We start from the raw sequence: 15,050 nt of genomic DNA, 5'->3' as shown, positions 1-15,050 counted from the left end.
ACGGTTCAGTGATAGAAGATTGCCTCGCTGTTGGCTATGGCGAAATAGCTGGATTACTGGTCGAGGCAATCAAGGCGTTGTCAGATAAAATTGACGCTCAGGAGCAGGAAATTGAAGCCCTAAAGGCCCAGTCTACAGCATCATAAAAACGGGCCACGGATGGCCCAACCGCCATACGCCGCCAAAAAAAGCCCGCTGTTGAGCGGGCAAACTACGAGTAGCCAGACGTGCGAGCCAGCACACCTTCAAAATAAGTATAGAAATCTTTAGGATAGTAACAAGCGAAGCGATGGGCAAAAAAAACACCCGCTCATGGCGGGCTGAAATTCGATCAAATAGAGAAATGCGTTATTGCCTAGTATGGTGATCTAGATAATTCATGCTAATGCTGAACTATGTCGTTGTCGATGGATAAAACTGCCGTTTAATAATTACGCATAGAACCAATCGTCAGCAGATTCCCAGGTTTGTTGCAAGATGGCGTCAATATCCTCTCGCTCGATGGTAGTCGCGCCACGGACGTATAGGGCGTCAGCACCCTTAACTTTAACCTCAACGATAATACCGCTGTACTTCTTTCGCAGCCTCCTTGTCAGTTCATCTTGCAAGGCTGTAATGGAGCCTTTCGGCATGGCCTTGGCTTTCTCTTTCTCGATATTCACTTCGACATGCATGACTTTATCCTCGGTCGTGAAATGTACAGGACGGATGCTCGATGCCAGCCTCTATGTAGTCGATGGATTTCTTCAGTTCGGCCAATAGCTCTTTGGCGTCAGCAAGTTTGATGGTAATCGTCTGGTCGGGATAGATTTGAGGGGTAAGCCACTTGGTGCCCGCCAGGCTATCTATGTAAGCTGTCTTGAGAACGATGAACTCACCGGCGGCGCTGTGAACCATAGCAAACTTACTGAGCTGGGGCATGTGGCCAATATTGGATTCTTCTTTCATCGCACTTGCCTTTTAACTGGGTTTATATACAGTATTTATCTTTCATGCACAATAAACCCACGTGGATAATCATGCAAGAGGCGCGAAGGGGTTTTCTGAAATAGTATTCTGAAAGGAAAGAGGCTGCATACGCAACCCTTTGAAATTATTGATGCCCGGACTCGGGTACATTCAGTTCTCTATTAAGTTGAATTCCATCATAAATTTTATCCCCGCCGGTTGTCAAGACCCGCAGATTGACCCGTATTTTTGTTTGTAGATCATAAGCGTGGGTAGGCAGCACGGAAATAGGTCCGGTTCGTTCCTTTGGTTCGATTACGAATGCTTTCTGTAAATCGTAATGACATTAGCGTTACGCATGCTGTATAATTTATCTCCAGAGAATGACACAGGAGGATGACATCATGCCGGCGACGAATAGCGTTTCAGTCAAGCGAGATACATTGAATCTACGCATTAAACCCGCCGAGCGCGATCTTATTGATCGTGCGGCGAAGGCGAAAGGTAAAAACCGTACTGATTTTGTACTGGAAGCCGCGCATGCCGCCGCAGAGGAAGCGTTGATCGAGCAGCGCATCATTATGGCCGATCCGGAGGCCTATCAGGAATTTCTTGCTCGTCTGGATCAGGCTCCTGCGCCGAACGCCGCGCTGCGTAAAACCATGCAAACGCCTGCGCCGTGGGAACAGAAAAAGTGATCTCTGCTCCTGAGCCTCTTCACGCCGGGCATATTCTCTCCTCATTTTGTTGCGGCGTGAATTCAATGGACAACTGGCTAAAACAGCGGGCGATAAAAAATCAACTAACCGGCGCATCCCGAACGTTCGTCTGCTGCGACGATTCGAAAGTGATGGCGTATTACTCGTTGGCGTCCAGCGCGGTGATGACCAATGCCGCACCTGGGCGCTTTCGCCGCAATATGCCTGATCCGATCCCGGTGGTGGTGCTAGGTCGTTTGGCAGTAGATAAATCATTGCACGGTCAGGGCGTCGGGCGGGCACTAGTGCGAGATGCCGGGCTACGGGTGATTCAAGTGGCGGAAACTATCGGTATTCGTGGAATGTTGGTTCATGCGCTGTCTGATGAGGCGCGGGAATTTTACCTGCGGGTTGGGTTTGAGCCTTCGCCGATTGATTCGATGATGCTTATGGTGACGTTGGGAGATTTGATCGAGAGCGTTTGATTTCTCCCGGATAAGGCGTTTTGTTCCATGGTATAACGGGTTTGTTTCATGGCTGGATTGCCTCTTTTATTAAGAAAAAAAAGCAAAAAACTCCAGTTTGCCCTGGTACTGTTTACTGGGATGGCTACATGTGTTCATATCGTGCAGCAGGCATCCTGTTATGACTGACTTAACCTCACCATTCGATGCTGCAGGCGGCGCGCCTCCTCAGCATCATGAATCTCGCGCCCTTTTCTCATCATTTCCGGCGTGGGCTCCGGTAGATTTTCAAAAAACTCCCGGAACTGCCGGCCAACTGATCTCAGCGACAAGCTTGAGGTGTTGGCCGTATTGCGGTTGGTATATATAAGGCGGGAAAGCGGTTTTGTCAGCTCCTTGTTCTCCATGTATCGTTTGAACGTCCAGAGGTAGACGTCAACCAGCTCCAGCCCCGGACTTCGGGTGCCTGACTGGAAGACAAGCGGCTCCGCCGGCATGTTTTTCATGTCCATGACGGGCAGACCCGGCCCCAGCTCCCACGGCTGCTCCCGTATCAGGTGGTAGAACTCGCTCAACTCGCGCTGTGTCGTGTTGAACTGGGACTGCTGGTCAACGATGATTTTGGCCCTTCTATTTGGCGACCCCAGGCGGGCACAGATACCATGCAGTACAGATTGAAATCCGATCATATTCGGCATGATCTGCAGCTTTTCTTTGTTGGTTTTGCAGTTATATCCCAGTTGATCAAAGTTACTCGACGCCCAGTTCAGGGCATCCGTGATCAACTCAGTCGAACGGGGGTCACCTAGGGTGATAACGCGCCGAAGCAGCACGTCACAAACCTCACGGAAAAGCGCGCCCGATCGCCCATCGTGCGCCTCAAGGCGGGCATGCCATGCCTTTTCAGCCAGCTCGTCATCGAACAGGTTCGCCAGGTTAAGCAAGAGCGGGTAACGCAGGGGAGTCCAGTAGGACGTCCACGTTACTGCCGGATTCATGCCCTGATCAAACACCTGATCGAAGAATGAAATGATGGCGTGATCGCGTTTGACTACTTGCCAGATATCAAAACGAATCCGGTATTTTTTCTGCAGCACGAGCAGGGTATCAATAACATCCGCGAGCCGGTGCATTCCCAGTTCTGCGGCGTGAAGACGCTGCACACCCAATTTCTTATGGAGAGCAGCGAGCTCAGTTTCAGCAACCTTATCCAGATCCTCTGGGGAAGACAGAACACCGTAGGAAAGCACGGGCTGAGTTCGGTCAAACAGTTTCGGACCGGTGTGACCAGTTTCATCAACATAAAAGTGCATATAAATATCCCATGTCAGAGTGCCCGAATTCACTGGACATACTAAAATTAAGGTTATTTTTTGTACATCACCAATTTCGTCAAGATGGTTTACAAATAGATCAAAAGCTTCTGATGCTATTTGTGTCAATTGCTGTGGCCTATCACCTGTTACATAACATATAACTTTAGAATCACGCTTTTGCTCTAATTGACGATATAATTCTTTTCTATCTTTAAATATTATTCGCCTCGTCGTATAGTGTTTTTATATAAGAATTTGATTTTAAACGTTTTTAAGACATGGATTGATTTTTGATCCCTTATACCGCAGAAAAGAAGGGCAGAGACATAAGTGAACTGCACGCATGCTTAGATGAGGTATAGAGCAAAAGTTATTCTTATTTATGTAATATTAATACACAATTTACTAAAATAAGAAAAACCGGAGGGCAGATTGAGGATAGTGGCTATCCTGGGAGTTTGATGATTGTCCGGGAATGTGAAATTAATTTGTGTACATATTTGAGTACCAATATGGATAATTTTCACATTTAATTTTGTTAAATAACATAAAGTTAAATCAATTAGTCAGGTTATCCGTTTAACTACGAGGACCGTGCGGCGCTGAGGATTATACCCGATTCGTCCTCGAATATAAGCACTTAACGGTTCAATCGCTCAATCCGTCGTCAACCACGGGCCGGAAAGCGGTCACGGCCATTCATTCCCGCCCGGTTCGCCGCCGTTTCCGTTGTCCGCTGAGATCGTTGCGGATCTGCGCATGGCTTAAGAGGGCGAAGATAAATGTGCCGCCGACGATATTGCCGGCCAGGGTTGGTAAGGCGAACGGATAAAAAAACCGGTACCAGGAAATATCCCCGTGGAATACCAGATAAAGCATTTCCACTGAGCCCACGACGATATGCGACAAATCGCCGATCCCCATCAGCCAGGTCATCAACAGAATCAGGGGAAGTTTGGCCGGTCCCGCTGAAGGTAGCATCCACACCAGTGTGGCGATGATCCAACCGGAAAAGACGCTCTTGGCGAACAGCGTCGTCGGCGTTTGCGCCATTACCGCATTCCCCAACGCGATAAACGCCTGGCGGGTGGCGTCGTCGAGGACCGGCATACGGAGAAATCCGTAAGCGGCGAGCGCCGTACCGGTCAGATTGCCCGCCAGAACCACGCCCCACAGGCGTAACAGCATCAGTATATTGTTGACCGACGGCTTTTGCATGATAGGCAGGACCGCGGTGAGCGTATTCTCGGTAAAGAGTTGTTGTCGGGCCATAATCACGATGATAAATCCGAAGGTATAACCCAGATTCTCCAAAAGAAAACTCGCTCCGCCGCCGGCAAGTTCAGCGTGCAAGATACCTTTGGCCATAAGCGAGGCACTCATGGACAACCCGGCGGCCACCGCCGACCACAATAGCGCCTGACCGTCGCGCTCCAGTTCTTTCTCGCCTTCCTGGCGGATTTGTTCATGAATGGCGGCCGCCCGGGAGGGCAACTTCTCCTCAGCCACTTCGATTTGGCCGCCGGCGTCGTGCTCGCCGCTCTCCACCTTGAGTCCGGATGATGGTTGTGCTTCATTAGGGCGCTTGGCGCGCTGGTCCATGGCGGTCTCTCCGCGTTGCTAGACGTCGTTAAACATCGTTGAATGCATTTCCCCCTGTTCGTCAGGGCTATCACCGGCACCGGTAAAACCCTGCCGGGGCACAGCCTAAGCGTAGTCGCATTTTCCCTGGCGCGGGGCGGCCAACGGGCCCGGTCAGCAATATCGGGCTCCTCAACAGCGCGACGGTGAATGGGCGAATCGCGTCGGTAAGGGCTATTTATTTGATCTTGGACAGAACAGGCGCACGGAGATATGTCGCAAGGCAACGGCCGCGTTTTCGTTCAGCGCGCCTATGCTATGATGGCCGGGAAAACTATCAAGGGTAGACATGCCGATGCTGGAAGTAAAAAATCTGGCTTGCCTTCGCGAAGATGGCCTGCTGTTTTCCGGTTTGGATTTGCGGATAGCCCCGGGGGAAATCCTCCTTATCGCAGGTCCCAACGGTGCGGGGAAAACATCCCTATTGCGCATTCTGGCCGGATTGGCGCGGCCCGAACAGGGTGCGGTCTTCTGGCGGCGGCGGGACATTCGCCGACAACGGCCGGACTACCATCGCGATTTGCTGTATATCGGGCACCAGACCGGCATCAAGCGGGCGTTGACACCCCTTGAGAATCTGGCGTTCTACCAAACGGCCGTCGGGCAAAAACGTGACGACGACGCGATTTTCCACGCCTTGCAACAGGCGGGTCTGGCGGGGTATGAGGATGTGCCTGCCGGGGGGCTGTCCGCCGGCCAGCAACGGCGGGTGGCGCTGGCGCGCCTTTGGCTGGGGAAATTTCGTCTTTGGATTCTGGACGAGCCCTTCACCGCCATCGATAGCGCCGGCGTCTCCCGGCTAATGGCCCGCTTCGCCGAACACAGCGCCGCGCGCGGCATCATTCTCTTGACAACCCATCAGGCGATGCCGCCCTGCCCGGTGCGGATACGCGAGCTGACGTTGCCGCCGGCGGAGGAAACCGCATGTTCTGGCTGATTGTCCGCCGGGATATGCGGCTGGCCTGGCGACAACGGATTGATATCCTGCATCCACTGTGGTTTTTTTTGTTGGTGATGGCCCTATTCGCCCTGGGCGTGGGGCCGGATCCGGAATTGCTGCGGCGCATCGCGCCCGGTATTGTCTGGGTAGCGGCGCTATTGGCGGCCTTGCTGTCTCTGGAGAGCTTGTTCGGCGAGGATTTCCGCGACGGATCGCTTGAGCAGATCTTGCTGATGCCGTTACCCCTGCCGGCCGCGGTGTTGGCTAAAATCTGCGCGCACTGGTTGGCCGCCGGCGTGCCGTTGATAGTGCTGTCGCCGCTGGCGGCGGTGTTGTTTTCACTGGATTTCGCCACCTGGCGGGCCGTGGCGTTGACGTTGTTGCTGGGCACGCCGACCTTAAGCCTCCTCGGCGCCATCGGCGCCGGTTTGACCGTCGGGTTGCACAAAGGCGGCGCGTTATTGAGTTTATTGCTGCTGCCGTTGTTCATTCCGGTGTTGATTTTTGCCGCCGCGGCCATCGACGATGCGGCGCAAGGCCTGGATATCAGCGGCAATCTGGCGATGTTGGGCGCGCTGCTGGTGTTGAGCCTGATGACGGCGCCATTCGCCGCCGCCGCCGCGTTGCGCGTGACGTTACAGTAGGGCGGGCGGCGATACGTCGCCCGACAGGTAGGAAGCGACTATGTGGAAGGGTTTTCATTATTGGGCCGCGCCTGAACCCCTATATGGGTTGTGCGGTCGGTGCATTCCGTGGATGGCGGGCGCCGCCGCGGGTTGTCTGGCATTGGGCTGGGGTTGGGGATTCGGTTTCGTTCCGCCGGATTACCGGCAGGGCGACGCCTTTCGCATCATTTACCTGCACGTACCGGCCGCCATCGGGTCGATGGGCATCTATGTGTCAATGGCGCTGGCCGCGTTTATCGGCCTGGTCTGGCAGATAAAAACCGCCGACCTGGCCGCCGCCGCGATGGCGCCGGTGGGCGCGGTTTATACCTTCATCGCGCTGACGACCGGCTCCGCCTGGGGCAAGCCCATGTGGGGCGCCTGGTGGGTGTGGGATGCGCGTCTGACCTCGGAACTGGTACTGCTCTTTCTTTATCTGGGCGCGATAGCCTTGCACAATGCGTTTGCCGATCGACGTATGGGAGGGCGGGCCGCCGGTATCTTGATTCTGGTGGGGGTAGTGAATATTCCCATCATCCATTATTCAGTGGCATGGTGGAATACCCTGCATCAGGGGGACACTGATTTTCAACGCAACCTTGATCCCAGTATGCGCGCGCCGCTGCTCTGGTCCCTGTTGGGTTATCTGTGGCTGTTTGCGGCGCTGACGCTGATGCGGTTGCGCAACCAGATTCTCTGCCAGGAACGTCATCGCCCCTGGGTTTTGGCGCTGGCAAACCGGGAACCGTCGCCATGAGGCCGGCTTTTAACTCCTGGGCGGCCTTTTTCGCCATGGGCGGTTATGCCGTTTATGTTTGGCTGGCGGTGGCCGCGACGATTGGGGCGCTGGCCGTGCTGCTTGGCCATACTCTTTGGCGCCGCCGGGCGTTGCTGGCGGAAATTCGCCGTTTGCCGGCGCGCCGACGCCGAATAACGGCGCACCGGTCCCCTGTCCCCGCGCGCCGGCCTGCCGACCCGCGCGCGGAGCGCCGCCAATGAACCGGCGCCGCCGAAACCGTCTTTATCTGTGTTCGCTGCTTTTGGCCGGCGCCGCCCTGACCGTTACGCTGGCGCTCTATGCCCTGGGCGGCAATATTGATCTGTTTTATACCCCCCGGGAAATCTTGTATGGCAAAGGGCGGCAACATGAATTGCCCCATGTCGGTCAGCGTTTGCGCGTCGGCGGTTGGGTGATGCCCGGCAGCGTGAAGCGCGATCCGGCGACGCTGGACGTGTCTTTCAAACTCTACGACGCCGCCGGCGCCATATCGGTAAGCTATCATGGCGTATTGCCGGATCTGTTCCGGGAAGGACAGGGCGCGGTGGCGCAGGGGATATTAACGGCCGGCGATCGCGTGCGCGCGCGGCAGGTGCTGGCCAAACACGATGAAAATTATCTGCCGCCCGAGGTGGCGGACGACAAGCGCGGCAACGCGTCGTCGAGCGGCGGCCAGTCCAGGCCGGAGGCGTTGTCCGCGAACCCGGCGTTACCGTTGCGTGGCGCGGAGGCGATGACGTTGCCGCCCAAGGCGCGTTCTTATGCCATTTCGTCCGGACAACGGGCGGCGGAGCAGGGTGCCCAATGATACCGGAAGCGGGCGATTTCCTTTTGTGCCTGGCGGCGGGCCTGGCGCTGCTGCTCAGTTTTTATCCGCTGTGGGGCGCCGTGCGCCAGGATGCCCGGCTGATGGCGACCACGCGCCCGCTGGCGTGCGGACTGTTTCTCGCCGTGGCCGGCGCATTTGGTTGCCTGGTCTATGCCTTTGCCGTCAATGATTTTTCCGTGGTTTATGTGGCGGACAATTCCAGCGGTCAACTGCCGCTGTATTACCGCATCGCCGCCACCTGGGGCGCTCATGAGGGGTCGCTGTTGCTGTGGGTACTGTTGCTGGGGGGCTGGACGCTGGCGGCGGCGGTTTTGAGCCGCCGCCAGCCCATTGACGCCACGGCGCGGGTGCTGGCGGTTATGGGTATGATCAATGCCGGTTTCCTGCTATTTATTCTGCTCACCTCCAACCCCTTCCGTCGGACCTTGCCGGATTTGCCCATTGCGGGGCATGATCTCAACCCCCTATTGCAGGATATCGGTTTGATCCTGCATCCGCCCTTGCTCTATATGGGGTATGTCGGCTTTTCGGTGGCGTTCGCCTTCGCCATCGCATCGTTGACGGCCGGCCGTATGGACGCCGCCTGGGCGCGATGGGCGCGGCCCTGGACCATGGCCGCCTGGGTTTGCCTGACCCTGGGTATCGTCTTTGGCTCATACTGGGCGTATTACGAATTGGGCTGGGGCGGTTGGTGGTTCTGGGACCCGGTGGAAAACGCCTCTCTGATGCCCTGGCTGGCGGGCACGGCATTGCTGCATTCGCTGGCGGTCGCCGAAAAACGCGGCGCATTGAAATCATGGACGATATTGCTTTCCATCGCCGTATTCTCTCTGTGCCTGCTGGGAACCTTCCTGGTCAGGTCCGGCGTCCTGATTTCGGTACACGCCTTCGCCGCCGCGCCGGCGCGAGGATTGTTTATTCTCGTGCTGTTGCTGATACTGATTGGGGGTTCGCTGTTGCTTTATGCGTTACGGGGCGGCGGCATACGCGGTCGAACGTCCCATGCCCTTTTTTCCCGTGAAAGCTTCCTGCTCGGCAATAATGTTTTGCTCATGGCGGCGACATTTACGGTATTGCTCGGTACGTTGTTACCGCTGTTGTACCGCCAGTTGGGCTGGGGGGATATTTCTGTCGGCGAGCCGTTCTTCAATAGCATGTTCACCTGGCTGGCCGCGCCCATCGCCCTGTTAATGGGGGTGGGCCCGCTGATTCGCTGGCGCCGGGATAACACGGGAAAATGGTCGAGAAGGCTATTGCCGGCACTTGTCGCGAGTCTGGCGCTCTCGCTGTTATTGCCCAGACTGCTGGGGGATGAAATCCGGGCCATGACGGTTATCGGTCTGCTCATGGCGTTGTGGATAACGAGTCTGACCCTAAGGGAACTGCATGAGCGCGCCTGCCACAGTCATTCGCGCAAGGGCGGATTGAACCGCCTTTCAGCGAGTCATTGGGGAATGACGCTCGGCCATCTGGGCGTGGCGGTGACGATTATCGGCATTACATTCAGCCATAACTACAGCCTGGAGCGGGATGTGCGCATGAACATCGGCGATAGCGTCATGCTGCGCGATTATCGTTTCGTTTTAAGCCAACTGCGTGAGGTCACCGGGCCGAATTACACTGGCGCGGCGGCGATCATCGACGTTTCGAGGCGCAACCGGCCGCAAGCCCGTCTGCGGGCCGAAAAACGGTTTTACGCGACCCGTCGCGTCGTGGCCAGCGAGGCGGCGATAAACGGCGGTCTCAGCCGGGATCTTTATGCCGTGCTGGGCGAAAAAATGAGCGATGGCGCGTGGACGATCAAACTCTACTATAAACCTTTCGTCCGCTGGATTTGGCTGGGCGGGCTTTTGATGGCGGCGGGGGGGCTGTGTTGCCTGTTCGACCCCCGCTATCGCGCGCTCGGCCGGGCGGCGCGATCCGCTAAGGAGGCGGGATGAAAAAGGCCTTGCTGGCGGCGCCGTTGCTGTTATTTTTGGCGATGGCGGCCGTGTTCGCCGTGCAACTGGTCCGTGACCAACGCGGCGCCGACCCAAAGGCGCTGCAATCGGCGCTGATCGGTAAACCGGTACCGGCCTTCGCCTTGCCATCGTTGGACAATCCCGCCGGCCGTTACAGCGCGGCGTCGCTCAGGGACGGCCGGCCATTTTTACTCAATGTCTGGGCCACCTGGTGCCCGGCGTGCCGGGGGGAACACCCCTTTCTGAATAGGCTGGCCGCCGAGGGCGTTCACATCGTGGGGGTGAATTATCGGGACGATCGAACCAACGCCTTAAATTGGCTAAATCAGTTGGGCAACCCTTACACTTTGACGCTGTATGACGCCAGCGGCACGCTGGGGTTGGATTTGGGCGTCTATGGCGCGCCGGAGACTTTTCTGGTCGACAATCGGGGCATAATCCGTTACCGGCACGCCGGGCAAATAGACGCCGGAATCTGGCGGCGTGAAATACAGCCCTTATATTTGCGCTATGGCCGTGGAAACGGTGGGCAGGTCGCCGGGAGAAAATGATGATGAGGCTGCGCTATCTCGTCCTGTTATGGGTTATGTTCGGTTCTTCCGTTTACGCTGCGGCGGAGGCCCGGCAATTCCATAGTCAGACCCAAGAGCAGCAATACTACCGGATTATCCGTCATCTGCGCTGCCCCCAATGCCAAAATAGCAGTATTGCCGATTCCGATGCGCGGGTTGCCGCCGCCATGCGCGACAAAACTTATCAACTGCTGCAACAAGGCTGGACCGAGCGGCGTATTACTGATTATATGGTGGCCCGCTATGGGTATTTCGTCACTTATACGCCGCCGGTCAATTGGCTGACAATTTGGTTGTGGGCCGGTCCGTTCGTCATCATGGCGGCGGGTGGATTGGTGATTTATTGTCGCGGCAAAAGGCGCGGACGCGCCAATTCGCCGCTGAGCGCCGATGAGCGGCGGCGTCTGGCGCACTTGTTGCATAATTCGGGCAAGAGACATTTATGATAGCATGGGGGGCGGTCGCGCTGGTTTTACTGATCCTGGCCGCGGGCCTGCTGGTGCTGCCGGCGGTCGGGAACGCCGGGCAGGCCGACCTTTCCCGTCGCGACGCGTTGAATGCCGATTTGTATCTGCGCCGGTTGGATGAATTAAAGCGTGATGAGGCGCAAGGGCTTATCGGCGAGCGCGCGGCGCATATCGCGGAGTGGCAGCGCAACTTGCTGGCGGATGCGTCTTCCTGCCCGCCGCCGGTACGGCGCGGGGGGAGTCTCGGCATATTGTTGCCCGGCGCAATCGGTCTGGTGGTGGTAACCTTGATGCTGTACGGGTGGACCGGCGGCCTTCGGCAAGTGTGGTTATGGCAACGGATTGTCGCCGAACAACCCGCGCTGCGCGCCCGGCTGGCCGACCCCAGCGCCCGGCCGCTGTCGCCGGAAGCGTTGTCTCATTTTGCCATCGGTTTGCGCGCGGAATTGGCGCGGCGGCCGGACAACCTGCCGGACTGGCTGATTCTCAGCCGCGTCGGGCTGGCCATGCATAACCCCGCCATGGCCGCGCAGGCTCTTGCGCAGGCTCGCCGCTTGGCGCCCAATGATGAATCCATCGCCTTGGATTATGCCGATGCGCTATCCCGGTCGGATAATCCTGGGGATAATCAGCAAGGGATCCGTGTGCTGCAATCGTTGCTCGCGCGCCGGCCGGATAATCCCCGGGCAGTGGGATTGCTGGCGCTGAGCCGGTACCAGCAAGGCGATTTCGTTAAAGCCATCGCGCTTTGGCAGCGGTTGCTGACGCTGCTGCCGGCGGCGGATCCCCATGTGTCCGCCATAGAGCGGGGAATAGCGCAGGCTCGGGAGCAGGCGGGGTTGGAAAAGGCCGGACTGATCGTGACGGTTGGCGCTGCAATGCCGGTGAGGGCGAAATTGCCGCGGCAAGGTTGGGTGGTTGTTACGGTAACCGATGGTCAAAGTTCGTCGCCGGTGGCGGTAAAAACTTTGCCATTGAGCCGCTTTCCGTTATCGTTATCCCTCGACGATAGCAATGCCGTGACGCCGGAGCATTTACTTTCCGCCTTGCGCCGATTGACGGTGCGCGTTCGGATATCGCCGGACGACGCCGCTGAAAGGCAAACTGGCGAGTGGTTTGGCGAAAGTGCTTTGGCGCATTTCGCTGGTGCCGGCCGGATTGCCGTGCAAATCGATCAACAAGTGCCCTAGGGGCGGGCATAACAATAAAAATGGAGTCGCATGATGAATTACCGCCTGGCAGGTGTGATATTGGCCGCTGTTCTGATGCTGGGATGCGCGGGTAAGACCGGACAGCAGGCATCGCAGCAGCATCCGGATCCTCTGGAAGGGTTCAACCGGACTATGTTCAATTTCAACTACAACTACCTCGATCCTTATGTGGTGCGTCCGGTGGCGGTGGCCTGGCGTGATTATGTCCCCATGCCGGCGCGCAACGGTCTGAGCAACTTCCTGAGCAACCTGGGCGAACCTGCGTCCATGGTCAACTACCTGGCCATCGGCAAGCCCTACGAGGCCATGATCCATTTTAACCGCTTTTTCCTGAATACCTTGCTGGGAATGGGGGGGCTTATCGATGTGGCGTCAATGGCCAATCCGAAACTGGCTAAGGAACAGCCCCGCCGTTTCGGCACCACGCTTGGCACCTATGGCGTTGGTTACGGTCCCTATATGGTCTTGCCCGGTTATGGCAGCTTCACGCCCCGTCAGGATTTGGGCGATGTCGCCGATAACTTCTATCCGGTGCTCAGCTACCTGACGTGGTGGATGAGCGTCAGCAAATGGGTCTTCCAGGGTATCGAAACCCGCGCCGAACTGCTGGACTCGGACAGTTTGCTGCGTAATTCCGCCGATCCTTATGCGTTTGTGCGCGCCGCGTATTTCCAACGGCATGATTTCCTGGCCAGCGGGGGGAGGCTGGTGCCGCAGGAAAACCCCAACGCCCAGGCGATCCAGGGGGATTTGAAGGATATCGATACCCCTTAGGCGCGCCGCCGGGGCTATCCTCGCCAATCCAATCCCGCTGGGCTGAAAACCACCCAATGCCCGGCGTTGAGGGGGCGGCAGCCTGGCATGACGGGAGGAATGACGGGCTCCTCCCGCGGCGGTTTTAACCGGACAATAAGGCGTGCCCGCTTGGACGCGCCTCTGCCGTCTTGACTGAATAACCCGTGCTATCCGTGCATAAATCCCTACTCGGCGCAGGGACGAAGGGGTATAATCATGTCAGATAATTTGAAATGTTCAACTAAGATGATATCCAGCGCCCATCGAGTAGCGGCCGCGGCGTCTGTTGCCGCGGCGGGCCGGGCGGCCGGCAATGACCGGCTGTCTGGCGGCCCGAAGGATGAGGGATATTCAGCCCTTTCCTGTGGAGAAAACATCATGACTCGTTCATTGAATAAATGCAGCGCGGAGGAAACCGCGGCGTGTTGTTGTGTCGATGTGGGCACCATCATTGATAACGAGGATTGCAAAGCGTCGTTCCGCCAGGTCTTCGACGATCGTCAGCAGGCGGAATCTATGCTGGCGTCGCTGACGGAAAAAGCCCGCGCCGTGGAATCCGATCCCTGCCGGATTGAAAGCCGCATCGAACCGGCCGAAGGCGGTATCGTACTGTATGCCGATTTCAATTTCAGTTGCCAGGCTGAAAGTCTGATTTTCCAATTGGGATTGCGGTAAGTGTTGCGAATGCGGGTCCAATCGGGCCCGCATCGTCCTCTGAGTGCTTTAAACCGCCGCGGTGCCGGCGGTTTCTTCTCGTTTTTTTTTCGCCAGCCGGCGAACGCCTACTTATACTCTACAGTATGCCGATTGCGGCCTTGACGCGCAGGCTTGCGTTGCCATCGCTTTCGCCGCCTATGGCCGGCGCAAGGGGATGTTATTCGCCCTTACGGCAAATTTCGCCAACCGGGGTTGTCAATGGTAAAACTGTTACTTGACACGCACCTTTACGCGAAAATGTTGTCATATGCTAATAGCCATTACATACATTAAGCGGAGTTGTTATGACATTTTGCGCTCGGAAGGGTTGTCAGGTGTTCGATGTGTTGACTACCTAGTGGGTATTGATGTAAAAAGCAGCGTTTTATTAAGTAATTTCGCAATACACGCCCGGTCGCTGCAGGGGAGTGGTTTGCTATGCCTTAAAAGGCGATCGCTGAAAACAGTGGCTGCAATTTAAGCAACGGCATGGCATGAATCGGCTAGAACAACATCTGTTCCCGATGGCGTTTTTTGTCAAACAACAACGGTGCATTATGCAAGTTTTGATTATGCGGCACGGCGATGCTGCGCTGGAAGCCGCCTGTGATGCTGAAAGACCCTTGACTGTCCGTGGTCGCGATGAATCACGCCTGATGGCAAACTGGTTGAATAGAAATATCGTCGATACCGATCGTATCCTGATCAGTCCTTATCTACGCGCCCGCCAGACGTTGGACGTCATGCGCGAGGTCATGGTCCTGCCCGACAGCGAGGAAGTTCTGCCCGAATTGGTGCCGGGGGGCGATGCCTCCATGGTGTGCTGTTACCTGCAAACCCTGGCCAATGAGGGGCTGGAATCCATCCTGGTGATCTCCCATCTGCCTTTGGTGGGATATCTGGTGGCGGATCTTTGTCCGGCGGAACAGGCCCCCATGTTCGCTACCTCGGCGGTGGCCTGCGTGACGGTAGACGCCGGCGCCAGCAGTCTGAACTGGCAGGTGAATCCGGCGCAATTGCTGGCGAAAGTGTAATGATGTCCCCCCAATGGCGCGGCGCGGCTGGGCAA

General features: G+C 56.7%; 18 protein-coding genes. 14 read left to right on the top strand and 4 right to left on the bottom strand.

The genetic code is table 11. From position 1 onward, the window contains the following. Window positions 1-431 precede the first annotated feature (431 nt). Complete coding sequence (locus tag FCN80_RS20305) at window positions 432-674, bottom strand: DinI-like family protein (RefSeq protein WP_136992164.1); 243 nt, start codon at window positions 672-674, stop codon at window positions 432-434. Window positions 675-678: 4 nt separating this feature from the next. Next, window positions 679-948, bottom strand: a complete 270-nt coding sequence (locus tag FCN80_RS20300) for a hypothetical protein (protein ID WP_136992162.1) — start codon at window positions 946-948, stop codon at window positions 679-681. Between the two features lie 404 nt (window positions 949-1,352). On the opposite strand from FCN80_RS20300, the gene FCN80_RS20295 reads away from it, so the two are divergent. Together FCN80_RS20295 and FCN80_RS20290 are read left to right on the top strand one after the other, a co-directional pair. Next, window positions 1,353-1,646 (top strand): type II toxin-antitoxin system TacA family antitoxin, encoded by a 294-nt coding sequence (locus FCN80_RS20295; RefSeq protein WP_136992160.1) that lies wholly within the window; start codon window positions 1,353-1,355, stop codon window positions 1,644-1,646. Beyond that, window positions 1,628-2,131 (top strand): GNAT family N-acetyltransferase, encoded by a 504-nt coding sequence (locus tag FCN80_RS20290; RefSeq protein ID WP_230492813.1) that lies wholly within the window; start codon window positions 1,628-1,630, stop codon window positions 2,129-2,131. Before FCN80_RS20295 ends, FCN80_RS20290 begins: the two co-directional genes overlap by 19 nt. A gap of 158 nt (window positions 2,132-2,289) precedes the next feature. Here the strand turns inward: FCN80_RS20290 and FCN80_RS20285 are convergent, their stop codons facing one another. Both FCN80_RS20285 and FCN80_RS20275 read right to left on the bottom strand, forming a co-directional pair. Beyond that, window positions 2,290-3,552, bottom strand: coding sequence for a DUF3800 domain-containing protein (locus tag FCN80_RS20285; RefSeq protein WP_230492812.1), 1,263 nt, complete (start codon window positions 3,550-3,552; stop codon window positions 2,290-2,292). Window positions 3,553-4,125: 573 nt separating this feature from the next. Further along, a complete protein-coding gene (locus FCN80_RS20275) occupies window positions 4,126-5,028 on the bottom strand; it encodes a formate/nitrite transporter family protein (RefSeq protein WP_136992159.1) in 903 nt (300 codons plus the stop codon). A gap of 334 nt (window positions 5,029-5,362) precedes the next feature. Here FCN80_RS20275 and ccmA point away from each other — a divergent pair, with 334 nt between their 5' ends. From ccmA to sixA, 12 genes are all read left to right on the top strand, one after another. Continuing rightward, window positions 5,363-6,004, top strand: coding sequence for a cytochrome c biogenesis heme-transporting ATPase CcmA (ccmA, locus tag FCN80_RS20270; protein WP_136992157.1), 642 nt, complete (start codon window positions 5,363-5,365; stop codon window positions 6,002-6,004). Next, window positions 5,992-6,651 carry a heme exporter protein CcmB gene (ccmB, locus tag FCN80_RS20265; RefSeq protein WP_136992156.1) on the top strand — a complete coding sequence of 220 codons (660 nt, stop codon included), beginning with the start codon at window positions 5,992-5,994 and terminating at the stop codon, window positions 6,649-6,651. The genes ccmA and ccmB overlap by 13 nt, the downstream gene beginning before the upstream one ends. A 40-nt stretch (window positions 6,652-6,691) precedes the next feature. Next, the gene (locus FCN80_RS20260; protein ID WP_136992154.1) at window positions 6,692-7,429 is read left to right on the top strand and encodes a heme ABC transporter permease; all 738 of its coding nucleotides are present in this window, start codon (window positions 6,692-6,694) and stop codon (window positions 7,427-7,429) included. Further along, a complete protein-coding gene (ccmD, locus tag FCN80_RS20255) occupies window positions 7,426-7,671 on the top strand; it encodes a heme exporter protein CcmD (protein ID WP_136992152.1) in 246 nt (81 codons plus the stop codon). The genes FCN80_RS20260 and ccmD overlap by 4 nt, the downstream gene beginning before the upstream one ends. After that, window positions 7,668-8,258: a cytochrome c maturation protein CcmE gene (gene ccmE, locus FCN80_RS20250; protein WP_136992150.1), complete on the top strand. Its 591-nt coding sequence runs from the start codon at window positions 7,668-7,670 to the stop codon at window positions 8,256-8,258. The genes ccmD and ccmE overlap by 4 nt, the downstream gene beginning before the upstream one ends. Next, a complete protein-coding gene (locus tag FCN80_RS20245; protein WP_136992148.1) occupies window positions 8,255-10,219 on the top strand; it encodes a heme lyase CcmF/NrfE family subunit in 1,965 nt (654 codons plus the stop codon). Before ccmE ends, FCN80_RS20245 begins: the two co-directional genes overlap by 4 nt. Further along, window positions 10,216-10,791: a DsbE family thiol:disulfide interchange protein gene (locus FCN80_RS20240; protein WP_136992147.1), complete on the top strand. Its 576-nt coding sequence runs from the start codon at window positions 10,216-10,218 to the stop codon at window positions 10,789-10,791. Before FCN80_RS20245 ends, FCN80_RS20240 begins: the two co-directional genes overlap by 4 nt. Further along, complete coding sequence (locus FCN80_RS20235) at window positions 10,788-11,258, top strand: cytochrome c-type biogenesis protein (RefSeq protein WP_230492811.1); 471 nt, start codon at window positions 10,788-10,790, stop codon at window positions 11,256-11,258. Before FCN80_RS20240 ends, FCN80_RS20235 begins: the two co-directional genes overlap by 4 nt. Beyond that, a complete protein-coding gene (gene ccmI / locus FCN80_RS20230; RefSeq protein WP_136992145.1) occupies window positions 11,255-12,469 on the top strand; it encodes a c-type cytochrome biogenesis protein CcmI in 1,215 nt (404 codons plus the stop codon). The genes FCN80_RS20235 and ccmI overlap by 4 nt, the downstream gene beginning before the upstream one ends. Window positions 12,470-12,499: 30 nt before the next feature. Then, a complete protein-coding gene (gene mlaA, locus FCN80_RS20225; protein ID WP_230492810.1) occupies window positions 12,500-13,264 on the top strand; it encodes a phospholipid-binding lipoprotein MlaA in 765 nt (254 codons plus the stop codon). Between the two features lie 399 nt (window positions 13,265-13,663). Then, a complete protein-coding gene (locus FCN80_RS20220; protein ID WP_136992143.1) occupies window positions 13,664-13,960 on the top strand; it encodes a YfcZ/YiiS family protein in 297 nt (98 codons plus the stop codon). 578 nt (window positions 13,961-14,538) lie between these two features. Then, complete coding sequence (gene sixA, locus FCN80_RS20215) at window positions 14,539-15,015, top strand: phosphohistidine phosphatase SixA (protein WP_136992141.1); 477 nt, start codon at window positions 14,539-14,541, stop codon at window positions 15,013-15,015. The last annotated feature ends 35 nt before the right edge of the window (window positions 15,016-15,050 follow it).

Origin of the sequence: Martelella alba, from assembly GCF_005217455.1 — a bacterium.
Classification (GTDB): domain Bacteria; phylum Pseudomonadota; class Gammaproteobacteria; order Enterobacterales; family Enterobacteriaceae; genus Acerihabitans.
The sequence above is the reverse complement of the archived record's forward strand: the minus strand, read 5'-3'. Positions and strand labels throughout refer to the sequence as shown.

Coding starts and splice junctions, on each gene's coding strand:
- ccmD (WP_136992152.1), top strand. CDS start 7,426: ATGAGGCCGGCTTTTAACTCCTGGGCGGCCTTTTTCGCCATGGGCGGT.
- ccmI (WP_136992145.1), top strand. CDS start 11,255: ATGATAGCATGGGGGGCGGTCGCGCTGGTTTTACTGATCCTGGCCGCG.
- ccmA (WP_136992157.1), top strand. CDS start 5,363: ATGCTGGAAGTAAAAAATCTGGCTTGCCTTCGCGAAGATGGCCTGCTG.
- ccmE (WP_136992150.1), top strand. CDS start 7,668: ATGAACCGGCGCCGCCGAAACCGTCTTTATCTGTGTTCGCTGCTTTTG.
- mlaA (WP_230492810.1), top strand. CDS start 12,500: ATGATGAATTACCGCCTGGCAGGTGTGATATTGGCCGCTGTTCTGATG.
- FCN80_RS20220 (WP_136992143.1), top strand. CDS start 13,664: ATGACTCGTTCATTGAATAAATGCAGCGCGGAGGAAACCGCGGCGTGT.
- FCN80_RS20235 (WP_230492811.1), top strand. CDS start 10,788: ATGATGATGAGGCTGCGCTATCTCGTCCTGTTATGGGTTATGTTCGGT.
- FCN80_RS20305 (WP_136992164.1), bottom strand. CDS start 674: ATGCATGTCGAAGTGAATATCGAGAAAGAGAAAGCCAAGGCCATGCCG.
- FCN80_RS20260 (WP_136992154.1), top strand. CDS start 6,692: ATGTGGAAGGGTTTTCATTATTGGGCCGCGCCTGAACCCCTATATGGG.
- FCN80_RS20240 (WP_136992147.1), top strand. CDS start 10,216: ATGAAAAAGGCCTTGCTGGCGGCGCCGTTGCTGTTATTTTTGGCGATG.
- ccmB (WP_136992156.1), top strand. CDS start 5,992: ATGTTCTGGCTGATTGTCCGCCGGGATATGCGGCTGGCCTGGCGACAA.
- FCN80_RS20300 (WP_136992162.1), bottom strand. CDS start 948: ATGAAAGAAGAATCCAATATTGGCCACATGCCCCAGCTCAGTAAGTTT.
- FCN80_RS20295 (WP_136992160.1), top strand. CDS start 1,353: ATGCCGGCGACGAATAGCGTTTCAGTCAAGCGAGATACATTGAATCTA.
- FCN80_RS20245 (WP_136992148.1), top strand. CDS start 8,255: ATGATACCGGAAGCGGGCGATTTCCTTTTGTGCCTGGCGGCGGGCCTG.
- FCN80_RS20275 (WP_136992159.1), bottom strand. CDS start 5,028: ATGGACCAGCGCGCCAAGCGCCCTAATGAAGCACAACCATCATCCGGA.
- sixA (WP_136992141.1), top strand. CDS start 14,539: ATGCAAGTTTTGATTATGCGGCACGGCGATGCTGCGCTGGAAGCCGCC.